We start from the raw sequence: 25,360 nt of genomic DNA, 5'->3' as shown, positions 1-25,360 counted from the left end.
CCGGGGCGGGAATGGTCACACGCCTTCATGGTTGATGTACTTGGAGTCATGGCATCGCATCAGATCCAGGGCCGGACGGTGGGCATGCCCGTACGAGTGAGGGACGCCGAGGTGTGCAGTGCCCTCTACCCGGTGCGTGCCGACGCCGCCCGGGCGGTGATCGCGTACTCAGGGCTCGACGTGGCCGAGGTGCTGCCCGGCAAGGCCGTCTGCGCACTGCTGTTCGTCGACTACCGCGACGGCGACCTCGACACCTACCACGAGTTCGGCATGGCCTTCCTCGTGCGGCCGCCGGGCGCCTCCGGCTCGATGGGGCCGGGCGAGCTGCGGCAGGCCGGGGTGTTCGTGCACTGGCTGCCGGTGGACCAGCAGTTCACGCTGGAGGCCGGGCGCACGCTGTGGGGGTTCCCGAAGGAGCTGGCCGACATCGAGCTGCGGCTGTCGTCGCCGTACAAGAGGTGCATCCTGCGCAAGGACGGGCGGCTCGTGCTCGACATGCTGATCAAACCGGGGCTGCCCGTGCCCGCCGGGGCCGCCATGGCGCCGCTCGACGCCTACACGCACCGCGACGGCATCACCCGGCGTATCCCCTGGACCGTGCGGTCGAAGGGCGCCAGGGTGCGGCCCAGCGGGGCGCTGATCCGCCTGGGCAACCATCCCATCGCCAAGGAGCTGAGCGAGCTGGGGCTGCCCAAGCGGGCGATGTTCAGCACGACGATCTCGCACGCCGAAATGAGCTTCGGCGAGGCCACCGAGGTGTAGAGACGCCTACACGATGGGCGGGCGGCCGAGCTTGACCATCCGCCAGGCCGTGCTCCACGCCATGGGGCGGCGCTCGCCCGCCGGCGTGCGCAACCCCTCGAAGAAGCCCGAGAACCACGCCTTGAGCGCCCCCGACGCACCCCGCTCCCGGATCACCGTCAGCACGACCCAGTTGGTGAGGTAGAGGAACGCCAGCGGCCACGGCAGGTTGCGCCGCGCCAGCCACACCCGGTTGCGGGCATTGAGCCGGTGGAACTCGGCGTGCCTGGTGGGCGGCACCTGCGGGTGGTACATCACCGTCTCGGCGTCGTACTCGATGCGGTAGCCCTCGCCGAGCAGCCGCCAGGCCAGGTCGGTCTCCTCGTGCGCGTAGAAGAAGCGCTCGGGCAGGCCGCCCACCTGGAGGAAGGCCGAGCGCCTGATCGCCGAGGCCCCGCCCAGGAACGTGGTGACCGGGGAGGAACGCTGCGGGTCTCCGGCGCGCAGGCGCGGGACGTGCCGCCGCTGGCTGCCGCTGCCGTCAGGGTCCATGATCCGGAACGAGATCACGGCCAGGTCGGGCTCGGTGGCGAAGCGGTCGCGTACGTGCGAGACGACCTTCGGGTTGGCGTACCAGCCGTCGTCGTCGAGGAACAGCACGACGTCTCCCGAGCACTCCTCGACGCCCCGGTTACGGCCGGCGGGGATGCCCGTGTTCTGGTCGAGCCGGATCGATTTCACGACCGCGGCCGACCCCTCGGGTGGCGTCGCCGACACCTCGGGCACGTCGGCACCGTTGCCTACGATCACCACCTCGACGTCGCCGTCGACCTGGTTGAGCGCGGACTCGACCGCCCGGTTCAGCTCCGCGACCCGGTTGCCCATGGTGAGGATGACGCACGAGATCTTCAACGAATCACTGTCCTGACGCGTTGAGAGCACGAGCGGAGCATTCTTTCATGATCACCGAGTCTGCTGGTCTGCATGGTCTGGGAATGGTGAAGCTAAGCGTATCGGAACCGACGATGAACCCCCACCGAACGGCGGAGGTCCGATCAATACGACGGACGGGAAGCCCTTGTGGTTCCAGGCCCGGCATCAAGCTAGTCGCCTCGACGCCATGATGCTGATCAGATGCAGCACGGTCTGCAGCGCCGCGGCCACCAGGCAGGCCACGACGAGCACCCGCGTGGCCGTCGGGGCGCCGATGACCAGGTCGGTCACCGCCGTCACCACGGCCAGCATGGACAGCTCGATCGGCTGCACGATCCGGTGGAACTTCGTGGCGGCCAGCACCCGCCGCCCCAGCCCCAGCAGCCCGGAGCGGAACTGCACGGCCGCCGCCTCGCTCGCGGCCCCCAGCCCGCCCTTGGCCCTGGCCACCTCCACCAGGTCGCTCTCGGCCTTGATGAGGATGGCGCCGAGCGCGGCGGCGAAGCCGCACACGGTGTACCAGTCGGGCAGCACCTCCGAGGCCCGCCAGCCCAGCCCGGCCAGCACCGCCGCCTCCGCGAAGTACGCGCCGACCCGGTCGAGGTAGACGCCGGCCAGCGAGGTCTTGCCCGTCCAGCGGGCCAGCTCGCCGTCGGAGCAATCGAGCAGCAGGTAGACCTGGATCAGCAGGGCGGCCAGCACGGCCGCCCACAGCCCCGGCAGCGCCAGCACGAAGCCGGCCGCGACCCCCGCCACGGTCATCACCCAGGTGAGCTGGTTGGGCGTGACGGAGGTCTTGGCGAACATCCAGGTGACGTAGATCGACAGGCGGCGCATGTAGAGCACGCCCGCCCAGTGCTCGCCGTTCCTGCGCTCCAGGTGGCCGGGTGGCTGCGCCACCTGGCGCAGCTCAGCTACCGAAGGCCCGGACATAGTCCCCCACCCGCTCGCGGATCTCGGTGTCCTGCATGCGCAGGTGCTCCAGGATCGTGTAACGGCCGGGACGGGTGGCCGGGGCCAGCGCGACGACCTCGGCGAACTGCTCGGCGCTCAGCCCGATGTCGCCGGGGACGACCGGCAGCTCGTGCCGGCGCAGGCAGTCGACGACCTGTTTGACGCGGGCGTCGTCCTGCCGCAGGAAGAAGCAGAAGGCGGCGCCGATGCCGGCGAGCTCGCCGTGGTTGGAGGTGCCGGGGAAGAGCTGATCCACGGCATGAAGGATCTCATGATCTCCACCGCTCGCGGGCCGGGACGAGCCCGCCACCACCATCGACATGCCCGACAGGATCAGCGACTCGGCCAGCACCGTCAGGAACGCGTCGGACTCGATCGAGTCGGTGCGCCCGATGAGCGCCTCCGCCGCCGTGCGGGACATCGAGCAGGCCAGCCCGTCGATCGGCTCGCCGCGCTCGACGTTGCCGAGCTGCCAGTCCTCGATGGCCGACAGGTTGCTCACCACGTCGCCCACGCCCGCCCGCACCAGCGACTCCGGCGCGTTGTGCACGAAGTCGAGGTCGACCAGGATCGCCAGCGGCATCGGCACGCCGAACGAGCCCTTGCCGCCCTCATAGACGAGGGAGGCGGTGGGCGAGCAGATGCCGTCGTGGGAGAGGTTGGTGGCCACCGCCACCATGGGGATGCCCGCCAGCGACGCGGCGTACTTGGTGACGTCGATCGTCTTGCCGCCGCCCACGCCCACGACCACCTCGTAGGCCGCCTTGCGCAGGTCGGCGCCGAGCGAGACGGCCGCGTCGACCGACCCGTCGGCCACCCTGAACACCTCGGCCTCACCCAGCGTGGGCGCGATGAGGCTCTCGATGTGGTCGCCCTGGCCCATGCCGACGGCCACCGCGACCCTGCCGGAGGTCGCCACGCGGCTGTCGGCCAGCAGGGCGCCGAGCTGGGCGACCGCGCCGCGCCTGACGTCCATGGTCAGCGGCGCCGGCAACATCCTCGCTAGAAGCGGCATCCGCGCCCCCTCAGTAGTGAACGGCTATGGCGCGGGCCTTGGCCAGGTCGTCGTGGTTGTCCACCTCGACCCAGTCGACCTCGCCGATGGGGGCGGCGTGGATGACCTCGCCGCGGTCGACCATCTCCTGGTAACCGTCCTCGTAGTAGAGCTGCGGGTCACGCTCGAACGTGGCCTTGAGCGCGTCGGCCAGCCGGTCGGCCGCGCCCGGCCTGATGAGCGTGGCGCCGATGTACTCGCCGTACGCCTCGGCCGGGTCCATCAGCTTCGTGATGCGGCGCAGCGAGCCCTCCGGCGAGAGCGTGACCTTCATCTCCTCGTCGGCCAGCCGCTTGACGTTGTCGACGGCGAGCAGGATGTCGCTGGTCTCGGGGGCGGCCAGCAGCGTCTTCTCGATCGAGACGGGGTGCACGGTGTCGCCGTTGACCAGGAGCGCGCCCTGGGCGAAGTAGTCGCGCGCGCACCACAGGGAGTAGGCGTTGTTCCACTCCTCCGCCTTGTCGTTGTGCACGAGGGTGAGCTTGACGCCGTGCCGCTCCTCCAGGGCGTCCTTACGCTCGTGTACGGCCTGCGCCGCGTACCCGACGACGACCACGACGTCCCGCAGGCCCACCTCGGCGAGATTGCGCAGCGAGATGTCCATGATCGTGGTCTCGCCGTCAACCGGCACGAGCGCCTTGGGCAGCGTGTCGGTGTACGGCCGCAGGCGTCGTCCGGCTCCAGCGGCCAGAACCATTCCCAGCAACGTGCACTCCTCAGTCGAGCATGACTCCGATGGCCCAAAGAGTATTCGTCTTTGGCCCCCGTGCGGGTAATCCGGCGTTAGTCTTGCGTTCCCATATCGGTCGCTTCCACCCCGGATCGGGGCGCGGCGAGCCAGCACGTCAGGCTCTCCCAGCCGAACAGCGCCCACAGGTAGATCGCGAGCAGCGCGTAGCCACCGGTCAGCCAGCCCGACAGCGCGACCAGGGAGACCACCATCATCCGCCCGTCCCAGCCGAGCCCCAGGGTGGGCAGCCACGCGGGCGGGTAGACGCGCTGGCGCAACCGGTAGACCAGATCGTAATGGTGGAACCCCAGGGCGCCGAGCAACGCGAAGATCAGCAGCGGGTGCACCTCGTGGGCGAACCCGCACGCCGCGATGAACGTGTACTCGATGAGCCGCAGGATCGGCGGCACGATCCAGTCGAACCTGCCGTCGTGCGGATGCGTGCTGCCCGGCCCGGCCAGCAGCAGCGTCACCGCCGGCGCGAACACCGCCAGCCCGTCGGTGCCCGCCACGCCCAGCATCAGCAGCACGCCCGTGACGAACGTGCCGGCCAGCACCGGCGGCAGCGGCGGGAGCTGCCCGGCCACGAGCAGCCCCATGGCGCGCGAGAGCGGCCCGTCGTCGCGGTAGGCCACGACCGTGCTGCCGGGAACGGGGGTCATGTGGACCGAAATCACCTCGCGGACCTCGCTATCCGTCCGATGAGCTGGTAGAGCGCCGCCACGCCGCCCCAGCAGAGCAGCGCCACGAACGTGACGCGGGCGTCCCAGAGCGCCGCCGTGACGGCGATCAGCGCCATCCGCTCCCCGATCGGCAGCACGATGATCTTCTTCAGGTAGCGGGCGACCGTGTCGCGTTCGAGCCGCCGCGCGAGCTTCAGCACACCGCCCGGGGCGCGGCGGACGTCCTGCGACTCCAGCAGCGAGCGCGCGGGCCTGCCCCACATGGCGCCGACCCGGGCCGCGTCGGTGACGGCGCCCGCGTACGTGAAGTCGATCGCGTGCCGGACGACCTGCAGCACCATCGCGGCCACCGCCAGGTACCAGATGTCGGGCGCGGCGGAGCCGAAGGCCAGGCCGACGTAGACGGCGTACTCCTTGAGCCGGTCGGACATGCCGTCGGCCCACGCCCCCAGCGGCGAGAACGTCCGCGTGTAGCGGGCGAGCTGCCCGTCGAGGCAGTCGAGCGCGAACGACAGGTAGAGCAGCCCCGCCCCCGCCAGCCGCCCCGCCTCGCTGCCCGCCGAGAACCAGACGGCCGCCAGCAGCGCCAGCCCCGCCGAGACGCCGGTGACGGTGTTGGGGCTGAGCTTGAGCCGCACGCTGGGCCTGATCAGGTGGCGGGTCCAGGAGGAGACGAAGAACGTGGCGAAGAAGCCGTCGTCCTCCTTCACGGAGGCGTCGAGCCGCACCCTGGCCTCGTCCACCTCGGCCAGCCTGGCCAGGGCGGCGTCGGCGGCGTTCTGGCCGGTCACCCGGTCGGCGCGGAGCCGCCCGATGCTCGCCGCCCGCACCCTCACCCCCGACCTGACCAGCCCGACCAGCAGCAGGTCCACCGCCTCGACGGGGGTGACGGGGCCGAGCTTGCCCGCGTCGGCCAGCTCCGCCAGCTCCTCCGCGACGTCGGCCAGCGACGCCAGGTCGGCCTCCCCTGTCTGCAGCACGCCCATGAACGTGGCGTTCGACTCGGGGACGAGATGGAACGAGCTGCCCGCCGCCACGACCGCGCCGCCCTCCACCCGCACCGGCGGGCGCAGCGGGCCCTCGCTCGCGTCGTGCGAGATCAGCGCGGCCGTGCCGTGCGCCGGATGCTCCAGCAGCATCGCCAGCGCCTCCGTGTGGATCACCAGGTCGGCGGTCAGCACCGCCACGGCGCCCGCCGTGGTGCGCGCGATCTTCGCGACCCCGCGCAGGTCCGCCGCCAGACCGCCCGCTGCGGTCATCACCTGGACCTCGCGCACGGGCAGCGTGGCGAGCTGGTCTCCGAGCCGGTCGAGCAGCGTGCCGTCGCCGGTGAGCAACCTGCACGCGGGAGTCGTGGCGAGCAGCAGGACCGAGGTGGTCGCGCTTTCGCGGATCAATGAGTCGGGCAAAGCTCAGGTCTCCTCCCGGTCGGGGTGGAGCACGTGGTCTCGGGGGGTGCGTAGACACAGCGTAGCGACAGGTCAACGCGATATCACGGAACAGCACCGTTACGCTGCCGGTATGGATTCACGGCTGCGGTCGGTAGGAGTGCTCCTCGCGGGCGGGGTGGGACAACGGGTCGGGCTCGGCACGCCCAAGCAGCTCATCGAGGTCGCGGGCCGGACGATCATCGAGCATTCGCTCGCGGTGTTCGAGGCCGCGCCCGAGATCGACGAGATCGTGGTGCTCATGACCCCCGGCTACGCCGACCGGGTGCGCGAGATCGTCGCCCGGGGCGGGTACCGCAAGGTCAGCAAGGTCGTGGACGGCGGCTCCAGCCGTACCGAGAGCACGTGGCGGGCGCTGGCGGCGCTCGGCGCCGACGAGTGCAACGTGCTCCTGCACGACGCCGTACGCCCGCTCCTGGAGCCCCGGATCATCACGGAGTGTGTCAGGGCGCTGGAGACCCACGAGGCCGTCAACGTGGCGATCCCGAGCTCCGACACGGTCCTCGTCGCCACCCCCGAAGGCGCCATCGGCGAAGTGCTCGACCGCTCCCGGCTGCGGCGCAGCCAGACGCCGCAGTGCTTCCGGCTGTCGGTGATCCGGCGGGCGTACGAGCTGGCCATGGCCGACCCCGGCTTCGCCGGCCGGCCCGCCACCGACGACTGCGGGGTGGTGCTGCGATACCTGCCCGAGGTGCCGATCCACCTGGTGGCGGGCAGCGAACGCAACATCAAGGTCACCCACCCCGCCGACCTGCACATCGCCGACCTCCTCTTCCGCCTCCCGCCACCTGTGCCCGCGGGCGACCGGACCGCCCTCGCCGGCCAGGTGATCGTCATCCTCGCCCCCGGCCCCCAACCCGCAGACCTCCCGCCCGCCACCGCCCCCACCCCTCGATCCGGGGACCTCGCCCCCGACACCACCCCCACCCCTCGATCCGGGGACCTCGCCCCCGACACCACCCCCACCCCTCGATCCGGGGACCTCACACGCGACACCGCCCCCATCCCTCGCGCCAGGGACCTCGCGCCCAACACTGCCCCCACCCCTCGGGCCGGGGACCTCGCGCCTGACGTACCCCCTTCTTCCCCTGAAGGACCTCAGCCGAAGTACGGCGGGACGGTAGGGGGCGGTGGGCCGGTGGTGGAGGCGGCCGCCCATGCCGCCACCGTGGTCGCGGCGGAGGCGGCCGCCCATGGCGCCACCGTGCACGTGCTGACCAGGGACGACGGGGTGCGGGTCGAGGACTTCGACTCCGTCGCCAAGGCGCTCGACGACGTGGGCGGCGCCGATCACGTGGTGCTGGTGGCAGGCCGGGGCCACTCCGGCGACCTGTCCGGGGCGAGCGGCGAGACCGTGGCCGACGCGGTGGCGGCCGGGCACCTGGGTGCGCTGAACGTGGCCCGGGCCGCCCGCCCCCACCTGCGCCGCAGCCTCCTGCTGCACGTCCCGCCGGGCTCCGGCGCGCTGCACGAGTCGGGCGCGGCGGCGGTCGCCGGGCTCACCCGCGCGCTGGCCCGCGAGTGGGCCGCCGACGGCATCAGGGTCAACTGCGTCAATACCGGCGCCTCTCCGCACCTGGTCGCGCAGACCTCGCTGGACATCCTCATCTCCGACCTATCAGGGCAAGTCATAGACGCCCGCGTGGACGGCGCTTGACCTGAGCCTTGTTACGGTGCGATCACATGAGGAGACTCATCGTGATCGCGGCGCTGCTCGCCTGCTACCCGGCGCTGCTGGTGGCGGCCCTGTGGCCGGCGCCGGTGCTGTTCGGCGTGGTGGCGGCGGCCTCGTACCTCGTCGAGTACGCGGCCCCGCGCGCCGGACGCCCGCTGCCCGAGCTGCTCGGCAAGGTGCACCTCGGGATCACGCTGCGCTTCGCGGCCCGGGAGACGATGGCGTTGCTCCTGGTCGCGCGCACGGCGGGGGCCGAGCTGCCGTGGTTCGCGGCGCTGGCGGCGGGCATGCTGGCCGTCCACGCGGTGCGCGCCCTGCACACGGGGCTGGCGCTGCGGCTGCGCCAGATGCTCAGCAGGATGCCGGTGACCACCCGCAACCTCGACGTCTCCGCGCTGCGCATCCCGAGGATGCCGCCGCGGCTGCTGCGTGACCCGCGCAGCGTGCCGTTCCTGTACGCGGACGCGCTGCCGGTTCTCGGGGCCGTTCTCGGCGCCGTCCCCGCCACCGCCGGCGCCGCGCTCGCACTGGTGGCGGGCCTGGCGGGGGCGCTCGCGCTCATCCCGTACGTGCGCCGCGCCGCACCGCTCACCGACCGCGCCCGCGTGCTGGAGGTCGTCGGCGAGCAGGTCGAGAAGTACCGCCCCGAGGTGATCCTCTACTTCTCGGGCGCCACCGCCGCCGCCTACCAGGCCAGGATGTGGCTGCCCACCCTCGAACGCATCTCCCGCCGCGCCATCGTCGTGCTCCGCGAGCGCGGCATGGCCCGGCACCTGGAGTCCACGACGCTGCCGATGGTGTGCATCCCGTCGTCGGCCGACCTGATGAGCTTCCGCGCGCTGGCCGGGGCCAAGCTGTGCCTGTACGTGGCCAACGTCGGCAGGAACGTCCACATGCTGCGCATCCCGACCCTGCGCAGCGCGTTCCTCAACCACGGCGACAGCGACAAGGAGGCGTCGTTCAACCCGTTCTCCCGCGTGTACGACGAGGTGTGGGTGGCGGGGCCGGCCGGCCGCGACCGCTACCGGCGGGCCAAGGTGGGCGTCAGGGACGAGAACATCCACGAGGTCGGGCGGCCCCAGCTCCAGGGCATCAAAACGGAGGGTCCCGGGCACCCGTACCGGACCGTCCTGTACGCGCCCACCTGGGAGGGCTGGAACGACGACCTGTTCCACACCTCGCTCATCACCATGGGCCCGCGCATCGTCCGCGCCCTCCTCGACCACCAGCCGCCGCTGCGCGTCATCTACAAGCCGCACCCGCTGACCGGGCACCGCGACAAGAGCGCCACCCGCGCCCACCGCAAGATCGTCGCCATGATCGAGGCGGCCGAGCTGGCCAAGTCGAAGGCGCGCCACCCCTCACGCACCGGCGACACCGCCCCGCACATCAGGCACCTCGTCGTCACCGGGCCCGAGCCGCACCTGTACGACTGCTTCAACGAGTGCGACCTGCTCATCAGCGACATCTCCAGCGTGGTGGCCGACTTCCTGGCCAGCGAGAAACCGTACGCGGTGACGAACGTGGCCGGACTGCCCGAGCGGGCCTTCCACGAGCGGTACCCGAGCACGGAGGCGGGGGTGCTGCTGGGCGCGGACCTGTCGGGATTGGCGGAGTTCCTGGACGGGGAGGACACGCTGGCCAGGGCCCGCGTGAAGCTCAGGAGCTACCTGCTGGGCCCGGAGTACCCGGACGCCCTGACCCGCTTCAACGCGGCCGTGGAACGCGTCTTCTCCGGCCACTGACCCCGCCGGGTCGTTACCTCCCCCGCACACAGCGGCCCCCACCGCCCACCCGGCTCCCACCGCGCACAGCCGTACGCGGCGGCTCCCGCCACGCACTGCGGCTTCCGGCGCGTGCTGCGCTTTCCTCCCCAAAAAGGACCCCGCCGTAGTACGGCGGGGTGCGGGGGGACGGACGGAAGGGGGGTCAGCGGGGTGGGCGGGCCAGTTTCTTGGGGCTGGTGAGGAAGCCCCACCCCCACGAGCAGTGCATGGTGGCGTACACCAGCGGCAACCGCAGCTTCGCACTCAGGGGCAGCCCGCCGCCGGTCAGCGCCGACCCGGCGACGATGGCCAGGACGTACCCGCCGGGCACGATCAGCGCCCACGGGAAGAACGGCGAGACGACGAGCCCGAGCAGCATGGCGAGCACGGCGGCGGGAGGGGCGAGGTAGCGCAGGTTGATGGTGCCCTCGTGGGTGCGCGCGACCACCCGCCGCCACCGCCCGTAGTGGAAGTACTGCTTGGCCAGCGCTTTCACGTTGGGCCGGGGCCGGTAGGAGACCCGCATGCGGGGCTGGAACCACACGAGCCCGCCCGTCTGGCGGATGCGGTGGTTCATCTCCCAGTCTTGGGCGCGCTGGAAGTGCTCGTCGTAGCCGCCGACGCGGTCGAGCGCGGAGCGGCGGAAGACGCCGAGGTAGACGGTGTCGGCGGGGCCGGGCGTGCCGCCCACGTGGAACGCGGCGGCGCCGACGCCGATCTTGGACGTCATGGCGCAGGCGACGGCCTGCTCGAAGGGCGTGACGCCTTCGGCCGCCATGATGCCGCCCACGTTGTCGGCACCGGTCTCGGCCAGCGTCTCGACGGCCACGCGCAGGTAGTCGGGGGGCAGCATGGCGTGCCCGTCGACTCTGGCGATGATGCCGTTGCGGGAGGCGGCGATGGCCGCGTTGAGCGCGTTGGGGGTGCGGCCCGTCGGGTTGGGCACCACCGTCACCCGGCGGTCGGCCGCCGCGATGGCGTCGGCGACCTCCTGGGTGCGGTCCTGGGACGGACCCACGGCGAGAACGACCTCGATCTCACCGGGGTAGCTCTGGGCGAGGACCATCTCGACGGCCTCGCGGAGGTGCCGTTCCTCGTTGAGGACCGGCATGACGACGGAGATGGGGGGCCAGCCGCGCGTCTGCGCGGGCGCGTGCGGCGAGTCGGGGAACTGCTTCATGGCGGGGCTCACGCTACTGTACGACCGTGGGAGGAGGGCAATCGAAAGGCCGATCCTCCGGGGTGACAAAAGGGAGACGGTATGCGCGACCCGGACGAGGAGGACGGCGGTGTGCTCGTGGGCGGAGACGCCTACGGCGGCGTCAAGCTGACGACACCCGTCCGCACTCGCAGGCCGCCGCGCAGGAGTGCCAAGGCCCGCCGCCGCAACGTCCTGGTCGCCGGTTTCCTGTCCACGGGCGTGCTGCTCGCCACGGGCGTGGTGTGGGCGACCCCGCGCCAGATCGGCACGGTCGACGCCGGCGTGACGGCCCCCGCCTCGACGGGCGCCGAGAACATCCTGCTGGTCGGCGTCGACAAGCGCGACGACCTCACCCGCCAGCAGCAGAACCGGCTCAAGCTGGGCCGTGAGAGCGGCCAGCGCACCGACACGATGATGGTCATCCACCTGTCGGAGGACCACAGCAAGGTCACGGTGGTGAGCCTGCCGCGCGACACGTGGACGACGATCCCGGGCAAGGGCGAGCACAAGATCAACTCTGCTTATCAGTTCGGCGGGCCGAAGCTGGCCAAGCAGACCGTCGAGGCGGCCACCGGGCTTGAGATCAACCGCTACATCGAGGTCAACATCCTGGGCTTCATCGACGTCGTCGACTCCCTCGGCGGGGTCACCGTCTGCACGCCCGTACCGATCAACGACACCAAGATCGCGCTCAGCCTGCCGGCCGGCACCCACCAGCTCGACGGCGTGCGGGCGCTCGGCTACGCGCGCACCCGCGCGACCGCCCGCTCCGACCTCGACCGCATCGACCGGCAGCAGCAGGTCATCTCGGCCCTGCTCAACCGGGCGCTGAGCGCCGACACGCTGGCGAACCCGGCCAAGCTGGCCTCGTTCATCCAGTCGACGCTGAGCACGGTGAAGGTCGACCCCGACGACGGGCTGCTCGGGCTGGCCACGCAGATGCGGGACGTGTCGCTGTCGGACGTGAAGTTCGCCGAGGTGCCGCTGGCCGACGTCGACTTCAAGGCGCCCACGGGCGAGTCGGCGGTGTTGTGGGACAAGCAGGCGGCCCGCGACCTGTTCGCCAGGATCGACGCGGACCAGGACCTCACCAAGCCCACGCCGTCCGCCTCGGCCTCCGCTTCCGCCTCCCCCAAGCCGTCGGCGGTCACCCCCGACCAGATCACACTCGAGGTCAAGAACGGCACGCTGATCACCGGCCTGGCCGCCCGCATGAAGGACGACCTGGTCGCCTACGGGTTCAAGGTGCCCGGCAAGCCCGGCAACACCTCGAAGAAGGACTACAAGCAGACGTTCGTCCGTTACGGCGAGGGTTTCGAGGCGCAGGCGAAAGTGGTCGCCGCCGCCATTCCGGGGGCGGAGCTGCGCAAGGTGGAGCTCGACGGGATCGAGCTGATTCTGGGCAGCGACCAGCTGAAAGTCCAGCAACAGAAGTCAACGGGGACCCCAACTGCTCGGCCGAGCGTTACACCAACCACCAAAACGGCAATGGAGAACATATGTAAGAAATAGGCATAATTATCTAGGCGTCGGGCAGGTGAGGCCCATGGTGGTCAGACACTGGCGGGAGGAGCCCTGTACGGTTCTGCACGTCACAGGTGATCTCGACGTGGCAGGCGCGCCCCGGCTGCGCGCGGAGCTCGAGCAGGCCCTGGCGGCCGCCGACCCGCTCAACGTCGTCGTGGACCTGACGGAAGTGCCGTTCTGCGATTCGGTGGGGCTCGGCGTGCTGGTGTCCACGCTCAATCACGTCCAGGAGTTCAACGGGCGCATGATTCTGGTCCTCGCGCCCGGAATGATCCGCCATTTGCTGACCATCACCAATCTCGACCGGCATTTCGAGACGAGCGATTCCCTCACCGAGGCGCGCGCCGCGCTGGCCAGCGCCGCCTGAGCAGCACCTCGCCGAGCACGGGCGAAACCGGTAAGAGGTGTGCGAGAACATGGTCATGTCATGTTGGGCACACCTTCCCACGAGCCGTGCCGACGTCACGGGCGTCGCGGGAGAGCCCCCTTGAGGTGCGGAGGCTTTCACGTTGTTCGACCAGTTCCCCGAGCCTGCTCGCTCCCAGCTCCGCGCCGCCTTCGACGAGGGCAGGACCAGGCCGGAGTGGTGCTTCGCGGAAGGGCAGGCCCGCCTGGCCTACTGGGCGCCCTTTCCTGGCTCGGATCCGGCGATCGTCTGGCAGTTCGACCCGGGCCCCGACCCCGTCGCGGCCGGTGACCTGCTGCGCCGCAGCCTCGCCGCGATGGGCCTGACCAAGGTGATCCACGACATCTCGCTCCAGCCCGGGCTCGACCCCGCCGTCGATCGCGCGGTGGAGCACGAGGCGCTGCTCGAGGCCGGGTTCGTGATGGAGGTCGAGCGGCTGCTGCTGGAGTGGGTGGCCGTGAGCGGCGTCCCCGACGATCCGGGCAGGCTGACGTACCGTCCGGCGCGCCGCATGGACCCGGCCGAGGTGATCGACCTGCTCGTGCGCATCTCCCAGGGCTCGCTCGACCACGACACGCAGGTGGAGCTGGCCACGTCGGGCGCCGAGCACGAGGCCCGCTGGATGTACGACGACCTGATGAGCCGCAAGGCCAAGCCCGGCTGGTTCGTCATCGGCTACCTCGGCGACTCCCCCGTCGGGCTGGTCGCGCCCGACGACCACTCGATCGCCTACATCGGGGTGGTGCCCGAGCACCGCGGCCACGGCTACGTCGACGACCTGCTCGCCCGGGGCACCCGCACGCTTGCCGAGGCCGGCCTGCAGCGCGTCGTGGCCGCCACCGACGTCGCGAACGTCCCCACCGCCAACGCCTTCCTGCGTGCTGGATACTCGGAGACCGGACGGTTGTTCCGCTACTACTGGAGGGCATCGTGAGACTCGGCGTCATGTTCGACCGGGGGCTGCCGCCCGAGCAGCTCGTCCCGTTCGCGAAAGCGCTCGACGAGACGACCGTCGACGACCTGTGGGTGGTGGAGGACCTGGGCTGGACGGGCGGCCTCACCTCGGCCGCCACGGCGCTGGCCGTCACCTCCCGGCTGCGCGTCGGCCTCGGCATCGCCCCCGCGCCCCTGCGCAACCCGATGCTGCTGGCAATGGAGCTGGGCAACCTCGCGCGCGTGCACCCGGGGCGGCTGGCGGCCGGGATCGGGCACGGCGTACAAGACTGGATGCGCCAGGTCGGCGCCGCGCCCGCCTCGCCGCTCGCCCTCCTGGAGGAGACGATCACGTCCGTGAGCGCGCTGCTGCGCGGCGAGACCGTCACCCTGCACGGCAAGGAGGTGCACCTCGACGAGGTGTCCCTGGTGCACCCGCCGGCCGAGCCGCCGCCCGTGCTGGCCGGGGTCAAGGGCCCGCGCTCGCTGGCGCTGTCGGGCCGGCTCGCGCAGGGCACGATCGTGCCCGAGGGCGTGGGGCCCGGCCAGGTGCCCGGCATCGTCGAGACGATCGGCGCCGGCGAGGATCACGAGCTGGTCGTCTTCACGTTCCTGCGCATCGGCTCCGACAGCGCCGAGGAGGTGGCGGCGATGGTGGCCGGGCAGGCCGGGTTCCTGGGGGTGCCGCCCGAGGACGTCGCGATGGCGTCCGGCGGCGCCGAGGGGGCGGCGGCATTCGTCAAGAGCCTGTGGGTGGCCGGGGCCGCGACGGTCGTCGTGCGGCCGCTCGGCGCCGATCCGCTCGGTCAGGTGAACGCGCTGCTGTCGGCGCTGTAGCTCGATTGGCCGAATGGCCGAGGCGGGCCTGGAGCGGGTCGGCCGGACGGTCGATGGCCGGGCCGGGCCGTTCGGCCACGATCGGTGCCATGAGGCGAATCGCGGCATCAGCGGCATGTGCGGCGCTCCTGGCGACAGTGGTCGCCGGCTGCGGCATGGACCTGGAGGCTGAAGAGGTCCATGCCGCCCAGTCGTTCCCCTTCAGCGGGACCGACCTCAAGATCAACGCGTCCCTGGGCGGCGTGCGCGTCCTCCAGGGCAGCGCCGGCACTGTGCAGGTGGAGCGCTGGGTGCGCGGCAAAGCGGCCGACGCCCCCTCCTGGTCACTGCGGGACGGCGCCCTGCGGCTGTCCGCCAGCTGCACCATCGTCTTCGGCGACTGCGGCGCCCGCTACCACGTCAAGGTCCCGCCCGGCGTGCGGCTCTCGATCGACGTGCCGGACGGGCTCGTCCTCGACGACCTCACCCAGGACGTCGACGCGAAGAGCCGGGAGCGCATCCAGGTGACCGGCGCCTCCGGCCGGCTGCGGCTGCGCAGCGACGGCTCGATCAAGGCGCAGGGGCTGAAGTCCGCGTACGTGCGCTGCCGCACCTCGGACGGGTCGATCGACGTGGCCTTCGCCACCCCGCCGACCACCCTCGACCTGCAGTCGAAGGACGGCGGGGTGACGGCGAGAGTCCCCTCCGGCACCTACGCGGTGACGGCCACCAGCAAGGACGGGAGCACGCGCTCGGAGGTCCAGAACAACCGGGACGGCAAGCGCAGGATCTCGGCCGCCAGCACCACGGGCGACGTCCGCATCCTCACGCGGTGAGGCCGCCGGCGCTGCCCCGAGGAGGCCGCGGTGCGGCCGTGCCGCCTCTGGCGCCGGGTTCTTACTGCCAGATGGCGGCGTACTTGCCGTTCTCCGCGTTGACCTGCACCGGCGCGAGCCCCTTGCCCTTGAGCTCGTCGAAGCGCCGCTGGTAGCCGGCGGCGCTCATGTCCACGTAGTGCGCCCAGGACTTCACCCCGTCCTTGCGCCACACCGCCGTGTACGTTCCGTCAGGCGCCACGGCCACCTTGACCGGCCGGAACCCCTTCTCCTTCTTGGCGTACACCTCGGCCTCGTGCTGCTTGAGCGACTTGCCGTAGGTGTAGTACCAGGCGCCGCCGCTGTTGGCGCTCCACACGCCGACGTACCGGACGTCGTCGGGGGTGCCGTAGGCGTCCACCGAGGTCAGCGCGAGCCCCTTGGCGGTGGCCTGCTTGTTGGCGGTGGCGAAGGCGGACGGGGTCAGGCCGGACCTGGCGAGGAACGCGCCGGACTTCTTCTCGAAGACGGCGGTGAACACGGCCGAGTCGGCGGGCCCGGTGGCGGAGACGCTGACCGGCTGCGCCCCTTCCTTCAGCCCGGCGTCGAACCGCTTCTGGAACCCGCCGGCCGACATGCCCTGCCAGATGCCCCACTCGTTGGACGACCCGCCCTTGACCCAGACGGCGGCGTACCGCTCCCCGTCGGAGACGTTCACCGTGATCGGCCGGTAGCCCTGCTCCTTGAGCTGCTTGACCCGGGCGACGCTCTGGCTCGCGCTCAGGTTGTGGTAGGCCACCCACGCCCCCTGCGCGGCCTGCGCCGTAGCCGTCATGGGAACGGCGGCCCCGGCCAGCACCGTCGTGATGATCGCGATCTTCCCAGCGGTCCGCATGACCCTCCCAGGCAGAAATCTTTACTCGTTCACGGGATAAGGCTCGACCCTAACAGCCCTTACTGGCTGTCCGCAGGCGGGTCATGCGGAGGCGAGGGAGACCGCGCGGCGCGGTCAGCCGAGGCGCTCGAACGGGGTCGGGGACTGGCCGGTCCAGCGGTAGAGCTGGGCGGTGCCGGTGTGCTTGGAGACGCCGTCCTCCGTCACCTTGTCGGCCTTGGCGACGTAGTAGCGGCCGCCGCCGAGCGAGATCAGCCCGTACTCGCCGTTGAACTGCCACCCGCGCACGCCCGTCGCCGCGTCCTGGAGACCGCCGGGCGCCAGCGTGAGGAGCTTGCCGCGCTCGGCCTGCGGCTGGCCGGCCAGCTCGCCCGTCCTGGGGCGGGCGCCGCCGTCCACCATGAAGAACGGGTAGTTGGGGAACTGCGGCTTGGTGCCCTTGTAGACGCCCATCATCCAGTTGCCGGTGTGCTCGTCGTACTGGAGGTTCTGGACGCCGTAGGTGGTGTTGCCGGTGTAGGCGAAGTACTTGCCGTCCACCCGCTCGGGGCCGCTCTTGTGCGGGTCGCTCTCGGTGAGCGGGCGCTCGTACTTCTTCCACTGCTGGATGTCGTACTGGAGCAGGACCTGGTAGTCGTTGTCCTGACGGGTGGTGTTGGCGTAGATGCCGTAGGCGACGGTCAGCTTCTGCTTGCCGTGCTTCTTGCCGAACTCGGGGCCGAAGGAGACGCCGTCGATGCCGCTGCAGCCGTAGCGGTGGTCGGGGGTGTTGCCGACGTTGCCGTCGAACTTGCCGTCGCCGTTCATGTCGGCCACGTAGTCGTCCACGACCTCCTTGAGGTAGACGGTCTTGACCACGTCGGTGGTCTGGGCGTCCATGTCGGGGGCGGTGATGCGGTCGACGTCGAAGATCGCGATGTAGAACGACTCCTGCTCCTTGTACTCCAGCGAGCCGTACACGCGGCCGTCCTGGGTGTTGAAGTCGAGGTCGCCCAGGTGGCCGGTGAAGCCGGTGACGGAGCCGACGAGCTTGCCCTGGAGGTCGGTCTTGACGAGGAGGTTGGTGAAGGAGAAGTACATGAACCCCTTGCGCTGGTCGATGGCCATGCCCTGGACGTGGCCGGCCGTCCAGGCGCCCCCGTAGACCTCGGACGGGAGGTCCCGGGGCGGTCGGCGGCGGTGGCCGGGGTGGCGGTCAGGAGGGAGAGGGCGGAGGTGGCGGCGAGGGTGAGTGTCAGGACCTTGCGCATTGGTGCGGTACCCCGTCTTCGACGTTCGGTGATCAAAGGCAGACGTTATACCGGCTTCATGCTGATGTCTGACAATTTCCTGAACTAAGAGTGAAGTGGCGTCGAATCCTGATTCGTCACGCCATGGCGGTTTTGTCCGATACGTGACCGGGCCGCCCCCGCTCAGGCGGTCATGTCGCCTGCCGGAGCCCGTCCAAGAAGTCGGCCATGTCGGTGCGCAGCTCGGCGTCCGGCTCTGACGCGTGCGCCGCCCGTACCCATGCGACCGCCTCCTCCGGCGGGCGCAGCCAGGCGCGCACCGCCCGCAACCCGCACCGGCGGGCCCGGACGCCCCGGCCGGCCAGCGCCGCCCGGATGAGCGGCAGACCCAGGCCGGGGTGCCACTCCAGCTCCGACACCACCAGCTCCAGCGCGCGCTCGTGACCGTTGCCGACGACGACCCGCTCGGCCGGCCCGCAGGCCAGGGCGTCCAGCGGCAGCAGCTCCTCCGCCAGCGCGACCAGCGTGCCGGTGTCGGCCAGGCCGAGGACGTCCTGCCAGGTCGCGTCGTCGGCGGCGTCCACGCGGAGGCGCGCCACGAGCTGCGGCAGGATCGGCAGGCCCAGCCTGGACGCGCAGCGCCGGGCCAGGTCGAAGCCCACCCCCTCGGGATCCTGGACACCCGCCAGCGCCAGCTCGGTCCAGCGCGGCTGGCCGATCACATCCGAGTAGCGCCGCCGCAGCGCCGCCACGTCCCTGTCGAGCCAGTGCCCGGGGGGCTGGTGCAGGTGCCGGCGGATGGTCAGAAGGTGGTCGAGGCGCTGGAGCGTGGCCCGCCCCGACGCGGCCAGGTCGGCGTAGCGGGCCAGGGCGGGCACCGCCTCGCCGTACGCGCTGAGCCCCGTAGTGGGGCCGCCCTCGCCGCGAGCCAGCGCGGCCAGGATGCCGCCGGCGCCGTCCACCAGCGCCTCGTCCGGCTCGGGGTCGAGCAGCGCCGCGTACAGGTCGCCGGTCGTGGCGGCGAGCGGCGCGAGGTACTCGTCCATGACGCCGTTGCGGAAGCCGTCGCGCAGCAGCCACGCCTTGATCTCGGGGTCGTCGGTGTCCTCCAGGCGTTCGACGGCATGGATGCGGCCCCAGCCGCTCACCCGCCTGGCCAGCTCGTACACCGCCCGCTCCCCCTCCCCGGCCGGCTGGGTGCGCAGCAGGGCGACGACCGCGTACAGGGTGAACTCCTCCAGCGTGCCGAGCAGGAGCAGCAGCTCCCGGTCCCGCTCGCTGCCGGACACGCCGACCAGCACGATGCCGACCTTCACGGCCTCGCGCCGCGTGCCGTGCTCGGCCAGCCACCGGCCGGCCTCGTACACCTGCCGCCGGCCCAGCCGCCTGCCCACCAGCTCCCGCACCAGCTCGTCGCTCAGCTGCAACGCGCCGGCGTCCGCGAGGCGGTCGTGCAGCCTCCGGTACGGAACCCGCTCCTGGAGCAGCCCGGCGACCTCCCGGGCGGTGTCGCGGTCGGGGGTGAAGGCGAAGTGGTGGGTGCGGACGCCGTCCATGACCACGGAAGGCATGTACGGGACGCCGTCCGGGCGAGGAGGCTCGTCGGGAAGGTCCGCCATGGCCTGCGCCGGCCAGGGGCCGGGGCCGTGCCTGTCGGACATGGAGATCGCGTGTGCCAGGAAGGTGAGCCGGTCGCCGCCGTCGCTCAGCTTCCTCGTGCCGGGCCTCACCGGCCGGGGCGGTGGCCGCCCTTTCCATAGATCATGAACGTCATGATGCCGCCGCCCGCGCCTCCCTGTCCACCCGCTCTTCACGGTCTTGCCACCAGCTCCACCTCGAACCCGTCCCGATCCTCCAGGTAGGCCGCGTAGTGCCCGTCCCCGCCCGCGTACGGGTGCCGGTCGGCGAACATGAGCGTCCAGCCGTACGCGGGCGCCTGCCCGGCCAGGGCGTCCACCCGGTCGCGGGTGCCGGCGTGGAAGGCCAGGTGGTTCAGTCCGGGACGGCGGCGGTCGTGGCGGGCGGCGGTGAGGGCGGGGGACTGCTCGATCACGACGTACGTGGCCCCCAGACGCCAGCTCCGCCCGTCCGGCCAGCTCTGGTAGAGGGTGTAACCGAGCTGCTCCAGCAGCCACCGCCAGCTCGCCTCGGCGCGGCCCAGGTCGGGGACCCAGAGCTCGACGTGGTGCAACTGGCCGGTGGCGGACGTTTCTGTCATGCGGGGACCCTATGGCCCGTCGGGGCCCGCCGCTCGCCTACTCGTCCTCAAGGGGGGTCTCGCGCCACTTTTCGACCGCGCGGATCATGTCGTCGCTGAGCTGGCGGAGGTGCCGGCCCATGTTTTTGAGGCGGGCGCCGGCCGGGGTGGTGGGGCCCAAGGCTTGGGCGCCGTCGTGGGCGACGTCGGCCAGGTGGGCGCTTCTGCGGGCGCTCGCGAGCCACGACTGGTACCAGATGTCGCCGTCGATGACGTAGCGGTCGCGGCGGCGGCGGGGGTCGCGGTCGCGGCGGATGAGCTGCTGCTGTTCGAGCTGGGCGACGGCCATGGAGATGGAGGCCGGGCTGACCTGGAGGCGCTGGACGAGCTCGGCGGCGGTGAGGGTGCCGCTGTCGGTGAGGTAGAGGGCGGCGAGGACGCGGGCGGGGGTGCGGGCGAGGCCCGTGTCGACGAGCATGGTGGTGAAGCGTTCCTCCAGCGTCCTGATGGTGGCGGGGTCGCGTCCGTCGGCGGGGGCCGGGCGTGGCGGGCGGGTGGTCGTGCCGCGGCGGGCGCGGGTCGCGGTGGCGGCGTGGGCGCGGTCGGCCTGGTAGGCGGCGGGACCGCCGTTGCGGGTGACCTCGCGGGTGACGGTGGAGACGGGACGCTGGAGGCGGCGGGCGATCTCGGAGTAGGTGAGCCCGTCGGCCAGGCCCTGCTCGATGGTCCGGCGTTCGTCGTGGGTGAGCCTGCCGCCTGGCATGGGGGGTACGCCTCCTGGGCTGGGGTCGGGGAATTCAGTTTGCCTTCAGCGGCATCTCATTGCAAGCCCTCCGTTTTTGCGTTCAGCTCCATCGTCATTGCAATGACCTGCGGAAATGCGAGCCGAAGAGTTGACGGGGAAGTGAAAGCAATCTAGCTTTCAGGAATGACTGAAGACGTAATATCTCGTCATCGGCCCGGGACCGCCGTGTCCGCCAGGTCCCTCGCGCCCGATCTCGCCCGCGGCGTGATGCTGCTGCTCATCGCCCTCTCCCACGCGCCCGCCTTCGTCGACGACTGGAACACGGGCCCGGCGTGGCTGGACGCCGGCGCGAAGTTCGTCAAGTCGCTGGTGGCGGACAACCAGGCCAGGAACATGTTCGTGTTCCTGTTCGGGTACGGCCTGATCCAGTTACTCGCGAGTCAGCAGGCCAGGGGCAGCGACTGGCCGGACGTCAGGAGACTGCTGCGGCGCCGGGGGTGGTGGCTGATCGTGATCGGGTTCCTGAACGCCGTGGTGTTCGTGCCGATCGACATCGTCGCCGTCTACGGGCTCACCCTGCTGGTGCTCGCGCCGATCGTACGAGCCCGGATCGCGGCCCTGTGGTGGACGGGCGGCCTGACGCTCGTGCCGGCGACGCTGCTCCTGGCCTGGCAGAGCGTGGCCGCGCAGGACGACCCGGCGACCATCGCCGAGATCATGGAGCCGACGTTCGCGGCCCACCTCGTCGCCGCCCTGCCCGCCTGGCCCGTCAACACCGTCGTCTCCACCGTCATGGTGGTGCCCGCCATGGTGCTGGGCGTCCTGGCCGCGCGCCGCCGCCTGCTCGACGAGCCGGAGCGGCACCTGCCGCTGCTGCGCCGCATCGCCGCCCTGGGGCTCGGCCTGGCGCTGGCCGGGCGGTTGCCGTCCGCGCTGATGGCGGCGGGCGCGTGGACGACGGACTCGGCCGCGGTGAGCTGGGCGGTCGCGGTCGCGCACGACCTGACCGGGTACGCGGGCGGCATCGGCCTGGCCGCCGCCATCGGGCTCGTCGCGGCCGGCGACCGCGAGGGCCGCCTCACCACGGCCCTGGCCGCGCTGGGCCGGCGGTCGCTGACGTTCTACCTGTTCCAGGCGCTGGTGTGGGTGGTGCTGTTCTATCCGTTCACGCTGGGGCTGCACGACGACATGGGGTACGCGGCGGCGCTCGGCGTCGCGGTGGCCGTCTGGGTGGTCTCGATCGTGCTGGCCGAGGTGATGCGCGTGGCCGGGCACCGGGGGCCGGCCGAGATCGTGCTGCGGCGGCTGACCTACGGCCGCCGCCGTACCGGATGACGCCGGTCCTCAGGGACCGGCGCCGACAGCGGGCTGGGCAGCGTGGACGGGGCGGCCTGGGCCAGGACGAGGGTCAGGTCGTCGTCGGCGACCGGCCCGCCGGTGTACTCGTCGAGCGCGTCCAGCAGCTCGTCGAGGGCCTGGTCCAGGGTGGGGGCGGCCAGCGCGGCGTGCAGGCGGTCGTCGAGGCGGAAGAACGCGCCGCCGGGCGTGCGGGCCTCGGTCAGGCCGTCGGTGTAGAGGAGCAGGCGGTCGGTGGGCAGGAGCCGGATCCGCTGCGGGTACGGGTCGGGCGACAGGCCCAGCGGCGGGGACGGCCGACGCACGCCGAGGGTGTCCAGGGTGGCGCCGATGCGGATCGGCGGCGGATGCCCGCAGTTGACGAGCGTCACGTGGTCGCGCCCGAACTCGGCCAGCAGCACCGTCACGAAGTCCTCCTCCCCCAGCTCGCCGGCCAGGCGGGTGTCGAGCTGGCGGGCCAGGCAGGTCAGGTCGGGGGCGGTGAGGGCGCTGCGCCGGAAGGCGGCCAGGACGGCGGCGGCGTGACTGAGGGCGTCGATGCCGTGCCCCTTGGCGTCCCCGACGATCAGGCGCAGGCCGGTGGGGGTCGCGATGGCCTCGTGCAGGTCGCCGCCCAGGCGGGCGCCGGGCGTGGCCGAGCGCGTGCGGGCCGCCAGGTTCAGGCCGCCCAGCTCCGCGGGCAGCGGCGGGCTGATCGCCTGCTGCGTCGTCTCGGCGAGGCGGGCCAGGCGGGTCACGGCGATCCGGTACTCCCGGTACCTCCGCACCGTCAGCACCGCCCACAACCCGCTGGTGGCCACCAGCAGCACGCGGACGAGATGGTCGGGCACCATCTCGGGGGTGACCAGCAGCACGGCCAGGGCGAGCGCCGTTCCCGCGGCCAGGGCGGTGAGCCTGGGGCTGAGGAGGCAGTGCGCGGCGACCAGCGGCCCGATCAGCAGGAGCCCCGACATCGAGACGGTGACGGCCGCCTCGTCCGCCACGGCGATGGCGACCTCGGCGAGCAGGATCGTCGGCAGGATCCAGCGTTGAGACCTCGAAGTCATGCCGGCAGGCCGGCTCCGGCAGCGCCGCTCGCGTACGCGATCCCGACGTCCAGCGGGTCGGCGTCGTAACCCGCCTGGTAGGCCCTCTCGTACGGGGCGTCCCCGATCAGGCTACGCGCCTTGGCCTCGCAGTCCTGGCGCGCCTCGACCCAGGTGGCGATGCCGATCTGCGGCCGGCCGATCCGGTTCCACACCTGCTGGGCCAGGCCGAGCAGGCAGGCGGCCCGCTCCCCCTCGCCCAGCGCGGCGGCGGCGCGGGCGAGCATGTCGAGCAGGACGGCGCCGCCGAGCGCGTCGTTCAGCCGATGCTTGATCTTCAGCGCCGAGCGGGCGTAGGACTGCGCGACGTCGGGACGGCCGCGGCTCAGCTCCGCATCGGTACGGACGACGTCGCTGTGCGAGCGCATCAGGCGTTCACCGTGGCGGTCGCAGTCGCGGTCCAGCAGCTCGCAGACGGCCAGCGCCTCCTCGTTGGAGCTGTAGAAGTTGTAGGCCGCCGCCGCGCACAGGGCGCTCAGGCAGTAGGCCAGGGTCAGCTCGCCCTGCCCGCCCTGCTCGGCCTGCTCCTCCTGCTCGGACATGTGCGCGGGCACGCCCTTCGACAGCATGTGCGCGTGCACGTCCCTCGACAACGCCATCGTCTGCTCGGCCTCGCCCGAGATCAGCGCGGCGGCCATGTAGACGCTCTGTCCCGCCGCCAGCGCGGCGGCGTCGTCCTGCTGCCGGGCCGCACGCATGCTCTCCCGCGCCAGCGCCGTCCCCGCGCGCCCGTCGCCCTGGATCGTGCTGATCAGGCCCGCCACCCACAACACCTTGGTACGGGCCCGCCCCGGCTCCGTCTCGGCGGCCAGCGCCCGCGCCAGGAAGTGCGCGCCCTGCTTGGCGATCCCGCAGCTGTACCAGTAGAACCACAGGTCGCCGGCCAACTCCAGCGCGGCCTGGTCCCCCGGGTGGGCGAGGGCGAACTCCAGGGCGGAGCGCAGGTTGTCGTGCTCGGCGGTCATCCGGTCGTACCAGGCGAACTGGTCGGGCCCGAGCCAGGCGGCGTCGCCCGCGCGGGCGAGCGCCCGGTAGTGGTCGAGGTGGCGGTGGCGCAGCTCGTCCTGCTCGCCGAGCTGGTGCAGGTAGAAGGCGCCGAACTCGCGGATCGTGTCCAGCATCCGGTACCGCTCGCCGCCGCCGGTCGGCTCCCAGATCAGCAGCGACTTGGCGGCCAGCGCCGACAGCAGCTCGGGGATCCGCTCGCCGGGCAGCCGCTCGTCCCCGCACACCTGGGCCGCCGCCCCGACGTCGAAGGAGCCGGCGAAGACGGACAACCGCGCCCACGTCAGGCGCTCCTCGGAGGTGCAGAGCTGGTGACTCCAGCCGATCGCGGTACGCAACGCCTGGTGCCACGGCGGGACGGTGCCGTACACGGCCTGCGCGGTGTCGCCGAGCAGGGACAACCGGTCGGACAGCCGGGTGGCCAGCTCCGCCATCGACATCTCGGCCAGGCGGGCGGCGGCCAGCTCGATGGCCAGCGGCAGGCCCTCCAGCCGCCGGCACACCAGGGCCGCGGCCTCGCGATCGCCGTCGTCCAGGGTGAAGCCGGGCAGCGCGGCGGCGGCCCGTTCGGACAGCAGCCGCACCGCGTCCGCCTCCTCCCGCGCCCCTGCCGTCTCCTCCAGCGCCCGTTTGCCGGAGACCGGCACCGGCAGCGTCCCCAGGACCAGGGTCTCCTCCTCGGTGACGCTCAGCGAGCGGCGGCTGGTGACCAGCACCCGCAGCCGGGGAGCGGCCGCCAGCAGCGTCGTGACGATCGTCGCGCACTCCTCGATCAGGTGCTCGCAGGTGTCCAGCACGAGCAGCAGCTCCCGGTCCGCCAGGTACTCGGCCAGGACCTCGCTGATCGGGCGGGTGGTCCGGTCGGCCATCGGCAGCGACTCGGCGATCGCGTACAGCACCGCGCCCGGCTGGCCGATCGGCGACAGCGGCACCCACCAGGCGCCGTGCTCCAGGCTCGGTTGGAGGGTGGCGGCGGCGCGCAGGGCCAGCCGGGTCTTGCCGACGCCGGCCACCCCGGTCACCGTCACCAGCCTGGCCTGGCCGAGCAGCGCCGCCATGCGCGCCAGCTCCTCCTGGCGGCCGATGAGGCTCGTGGTCTCCACGGGCAGGTTGCCCGCCCTGCCCTTCCCTGCCACTCCAGCCATGATCGCCGCCCTTGCTGGTTC

23 protein-coding genes are annotated in these 25,360 nt (G+C 71.9%); 9 read left to right on the top strand and 14 right to left on the bottom strand.

Going from position 1 to position 25,360, the window contains the following annotated elements; all coding sequences use genetic code 11:
* Window positions 1–48 precede the first annotated feature (48 nt).
* Window positions 49–762 (top strand): acetoacetate decarboxylase family protein, encoded by a 714-nt coding sequence (locus tag KIS93_RS39250; protein ID WP_080042900.1) that lies wholly within the window; start codon window positions 49–51, stop codon window positions 760–762.
* Window positions 763–768: 6 nt separating this feature from the next.
* Here the strand turns inward: KIS93_RS39250 and KIS93_RS39245 are convergent, their stop codons facing one another.
* The 6 genes from KIS93_RS39245 to KIS93_RS67745 form a co-directional block, all read right to left on the bottom strand.
* On the bottom strand, window positions 769–1,653 hold the full coding sequence (locus tag KIS93_RS39245) for a glycosyltransferase family 2 protein (protein WP_080042901.1): 885 nt from the start codon (window positions 1,651–1,653) through the stop codon (window positions 769–771).
* Between the two features lie 186 nt (window positions 1,654–1,839).
* Window positions 1,840–2,607, bottom strand: a complete 768-nt coding sequence (locus KIS93_RS39240; protein ID WP_080042902.1) for a CDP-alcohol phosphatidyltransferase family protein — start codon at window positions 2,605–2,607, stop codon at window positions 1,840–1,842.
* On the bottom strand, window positions 2,585–3,625 hold the full coding sequence (locus tag KIS93_RS39235) for an iron-containing alcohol dehydrogenase family protein (protein WP_168013294.1): 1,041 nt from the start codon (window positions 3,623–3,625) through the stop codon (window positions 2,585–2,587). Before KIS93_RS39235 ends, KIS93_RS39240 begins: the two co-directional genes overlap by 23 nt.
* 28 nt (window positions 3,626–3,653) lie before the next feature.
* Window positions 3,654–4,388, bottom strand: a complete 735-nt coding sequence (locus KIS93_RS39230) for a phosphocholine cytidylyltransferase family protein (RefSeq protein ID WP_080042904.1) — start codon at window positions 4,386–4,388, stop codon at window positions 3,654–3,656.
* A gap of 77 nt (window positions 4,389–4,465) precedes the next feature.
* Complete coding sequence (locus KIS93_RS67750) at window positions 4,466–5,074, bottom strand: DUF5941 domain-containing protein (RefSeq protein ID WP_206067962.1); 609 nt, start codon at window positions 5,072–5,074, stop codon at window positions 4,466–4,468.
* 11 nt (window positions 5,075–5,085) lie between these two features.
* Window positions 5,086–6,504: a CDP-alcohol phosphatidyltransferase family protein gene (locus KIS93_RS67745; protein WP_155128548.1), complete on the bottom strand. Its 1,419-nt coding sequence runs from the start codon at window positions 6,502–6,504 to the stop codon at window positions 5,086–5,088.
* Window positions 6,505–6,616: 112 nt separating this feature from the next.
* On the opposite strand from KIS93_RS67745, the gene KIS93_RS39215 reads away from it, so the two are divergent.
* Both KIS93_RS39215 and KIS93_RS39210 read left to right on the top strand, forming a co-directional pair.
* Window positions 6,617–8,200, top strand: coding sequence for a bifunctional cytidylyltransferase/SDR family oxidoreductase (locus tag KIS93_RS39215; RefSeq protein WP_155128550.1), 1,584 nt, complete (start codon window positions 6,617–6,619; stop codon window positions 8,198–8,200).
* A 26-nt stretch (window positions 8,201–8,226) separates the two neighbouring features.
* Entirely contained in the window at window positions 8,227–9,963 is a 1,737-nt protein-coding gene (locus KIS93_RS39210; protein WP_230465586.1) for a CDP-glycerol glycerophosphotransferase family protein, read from the top strand.
* A 184-nt stretch (window positions 9,964–10,147) separates the two neighbouring features.
* Here KIS93_RS39210 and KIS93_RS39205 read toward each other — a convergent pair whose 3' ends face one another.
* On the bottom strand, window positions 10,148–11,164 hold the full coding sequence (locus KIS93_RS39205) for a glycosyltransferase family 2 protein (RefSeq protein ID WP_080042908.1): 1,017 nt from the start codon (window positions 11,162–11,164) through the stop codon (window positions 10,148–10,150).
* A gap of 81 nt (window positions 11,165–11,245) precedes the next feature.
* Between KIS93_RS39205 and KIS93_RS39200 the strand changes: the two genes are divergently transcribed.
* From KIS93_RS39200 to KIS93_RS39180, 5 genes are all read left to right on the top strand, one after another.
* Entirely contained in the window at window positions 11,246–12,697 is a 1,452-nt protein-coding gene (locus tag KIS93_RS39200) for an LCP family protein (RefSeq protein WP_080042909.1), read from the top strand.
* Window positions 12,698–12,731: 34 nt separating this feature from the next.
* The gene (locus KIS93_RS39195) at window positions 12,732–13,079 is read left to right on the top strand and encodes an STAS domain-containing protein (protein WP_080042910.1); all 348 of its coding nucleotides are present in this window, start codon (window positions 12,732–12,734) and stop codon (window positions 13,077–13,079) included.
* 142 nt (window positions 13,080–13,221) lie between these two features.
* On the top strand, window positions 13,222–14,052 hold the full coding sequence (locus tag KIS93_RS39190) for a GNAT family N-acetyltransferase (protein ID WP_080042911.1): 831 nt from the start codon (window positions 13,222–13,224) through the stop codon (window positions 14,050–14,052).
* Window positions 14,049–14,888: an LLM class flavin-dependent oxidoreductase gene (locus tag KIS93_RS39185; RefSeq protein WP_230465587.1), complete on the top strand. Its 840-nt coding sequence runs from the start codon at window positions 14,049–14,051 to the stop codon at window positions 14,886–14,888. The genes KIS93_RS39190 and KIS93_RS39185 overlap by 4 nt, the downstream gene beginning before the upstream one ends.
* A gap of 89 nt (window positions 14,889–14,977) precedes the next feature.
* Window positions 14,978–15,703: a DUF4097 family beta strand repeat-containing protein gene (locus tag KIS93_RS39180; protein WP_186404652.1), complete on the top strand. Its 726-nt coding sequence runs from the start codon at window positions 14,978–14,980 to the stop codon at window positions 15,701–15,703.
* A 61-nt stretch (window positions 15,704–15,764) separates the two neighbouring features.
* Here the strand turns inward: KIS93_RS39180 and KIS93_RS39175 are convergent, their stop codons facing one another.
* The 5 genes from KIS93_RS39175 to KIS93_RS39155 all read right to left on the bottom strand — a co-directional run bounded on the left by KIS93_RS39175 (window position 15,765) and on the right by KIS93_RS39155 (window position 20,766).
* On the bottom strand, window positions 15,765–16,577 hold the full coding sequence (locus KIS93_RS39175) for a hypothetical protein (protein WP_080042914.1): 813 nt from the start codon (window positions 16,575–16,577) through the stop codon (window positions 15,765–15,767).
* Window positions 16,578–16,691: 114 nt separating this feature from the next.
* Entirely contained in the window at window positions 16,692–17,684 is a 993-nt protein-coding gene (locus KIS93_RS39170; protein ID WP_222107724.1) for a hypothetical protein, read from the bottom strand.
* A gap of 313 nt (window positions 17,685–17,997) precedes the next feature.
* Window positions 17,998–19,536, bottom strand: a complete 1,539-nt coding sequence (locus tag KIS93_RS39165; protein ID WP_080042916.1) for a hypothetical protein — start codon at window positions 19,534–19,536, stop codon at window positions 17,998–18,000.
* Between the two features lie 80 nt (window positions 19,537–19,616).
* Window positions 19,617–20,024: a VOC family protein gene (locus tag KIS93_RS39160; RefSeq protein ID WP_080042917.1), complete on the bottom strand. Its 408-nt coding sequence runs from the start codon at window positions 20,022–20,024 to the stop codon at window positions 19,617–19,619.
* A gap of 37 nt (window positions 20,025–20,061) precedes the next feature.
* Window positions 20,062–20,766 carry a GbsR/MarR family transcriptional regulator gene (locus tag KIS93_RS39155; RefSeq protein WP_080042918.1) on the bottom strand — a complete coding sequence of 235 codons (705 nt, stop codon included), beginning with the start codon at window positions 20,764–20,766 and terminating at the stop codon, window positions 20,062–20,064.
* A gap of 207 nt (window positions 20,767–20,973) precedes the next feature.
* On the opposite strand from KIS93_RS39155, the gene KIS93_RS39150 reads away from it, so the two are divergent.
* Window positions 20,974–22,083 carry a DUF418 domain-containing protein gene (locus tag KIS93_RS39150; RefSeq protein ID WP_230465588.1) on the top strand — a complete coding sequence of 370 codons (1,110 nt, stop codon included), beginning with the start codon at window positions 20,974–20,976 and terminating at the stop codon, window positions 22,081–22,083.
* Here KIS93_RS39150 and KIS93_RS39145 read toward each other — a convergent pair.
* Both KIS93_RS39145 and KIS93_RS39140 read right to left on the bottom strand, forming a co-directional pair.
* The gene (locus KIS93_RS39145) at window positions 22,059–23,150 is read right to left on the bottom strand and encodes a PP2C family protein-serine/threonine phosphatase (RefSeq protein ID WP_080042920.1); all 1,092 of its coding nucleotides are present in this window, start codon (window positions 23,148–23,150) and stop codon (window positions 22,059–22,061) included. The two genes, KIS93_RS39150 and KIS93_RS39145, sit on opposite strands and share 25 nt — an antisense overlap.
* Window positions 23,147–25,339, bottom strand: coding sequence for an ATP-binding protein (locus KIS93_RS39140; RefSeq protein WP_155128554.1), 2,193 nt, complete (start codon window positions 25,337–25,339; stop codon window positions 23,147–23,149). The genes KIS93_RS39145 and KIS93_RS39140 overlap by 4 nt, the downstream gene beginning before the upstream one ends.
* Window positions 25,340–25,360: the final 21 nt, after the last annotated feature.

This window comes from [Actinomadura] parvosata subsp. kistnae (assembly GCF_900323885.1).
GTDB classification, from domain to species: Bacteria; Actinomycetota; Actinomycetes; order Streptosporangiales; family Streptosporangiaceae; genus Nonomuraea; species Nonomuraea composti.
The sequence above is the reverse complement of the archived record's forward strand: the minus strand, read 5'-3'. Positions and strand labels throughout refer to the sequence as shown.

Bases quoted from the DNA above. Each gene is read 5' to 3' on its own strand.
- KIS93_RS39160 (WP_080042917.1), bottom strand. From the start codon at position 20,024: ATGACAGAAACGTCCGCCACCGGCCAGTTGCACCACGTCGAGCTCTGG.
- KIS93_RS39145 (WP_080042920.1), bottom strand. From the start codon at position 23,150: ATGACTTCGAGGTCTCAACGCTGGATCCTGCCGACGATCCTGCTCGCC.
- KIS93_RS39205 (WP_080042908.1), bottom strand. From the start codon at position 11,164: ATGAAGCAGTTCCCCGACTCGCCGCACGCGCCCGCGCAGACGCGCGGC.
- KIS93_RS39195 (WP_080042910.1), top strand. From the start codon at position 12,732: ATGGTGGTCAGACACTGGCGGGAGGAGCCCTGTACGGTTCTGCACGTC.
- KIS93_RS39235 (WP_168013294.1), bottom strand. From the start codon at position 3,625: ATGTTGCCGGCGCCGCTGACCATGGACGTCAGGCGCGGCGCGGTCGCC.
- KIS93_RS39240 (WP_080042902.1), bottom strand. From the start codon at position 2,607: ATGTCCGGGCCTTCGGTAGCTGAGCTGCGCCAGGTGGCGCAGCCACCC.
- KIS93_RS39155 (WP_080042918.1), bottom strand. From the start codon at position 20,766: ATGCCAGGCGGCAGGCTCACCCACGACGAACGCCGGACCATCGAGCAG.
- KIS93_RS39250 (WP_080042900.1), top strand. From the start codon at position 49: ATGGCATCGCATCAGATCCAGGGCCGGACGGTGGGCATGCCCGTACGA.
- KIS93_RS39200 (WP_080042909.1), top strand. From the start codon at position 11,246: ATGCGCGACCCGGACGAGGAGGACGGCGGTGTGCTCGTGGGCGGAGAC.
- KIS93_RS39175 (WP_080042914.1), bottom strand. From the start codon at position 16,577: ATGCGGACCGCTGGGAAGATCGCGATCATCACGACGGTGCTGGCCGGG.
- KIS93_RS39210 (WP_230465586.1), top strand. From the start codon at position 8,227: ATGAGGAGACTCATCGTGATCGCGGCGCTGCTCGCCTGCTACCCGGCG.
- KIS93_RS39140 (WP_155128554.1), bottom strand. From the start codon at position 25,339: ATGGCTGGAGTGGCAGGGAAGGGCAGGGCGGGCAACCTGCCCGTGGAG.
- KIS93_RS67750 (WP_206067962.1), bottom strand. From the start codon at position 5,074: ATGACCCCCGTTCCCGGCAGCACGGTCGTGGCCTACCGCGACGACGGG.
- KIS93_RS39215 (WP_155128550.1), top strand. From the start codon at position 6,617: ATGGATTCACGGCTGCGGTCGGTAGGAGTGCTCCTCGCGGGCGGGGTG.
- KIS93_RS39170 (WP_222107724.1), bottom strand. From the start codon at position 17,684: ATGGCCATCGACCAGCGCAAGGGGTTCATGTACTTCTCCTTCACCAAC.
- KIS93_RS39180 (WP_186404652.1), top strand. From the start codon at position 14,978: ATGAGGCGAATCGCGGCATCAGCGGCATGTGCGGCGCTCCTGGCGACA.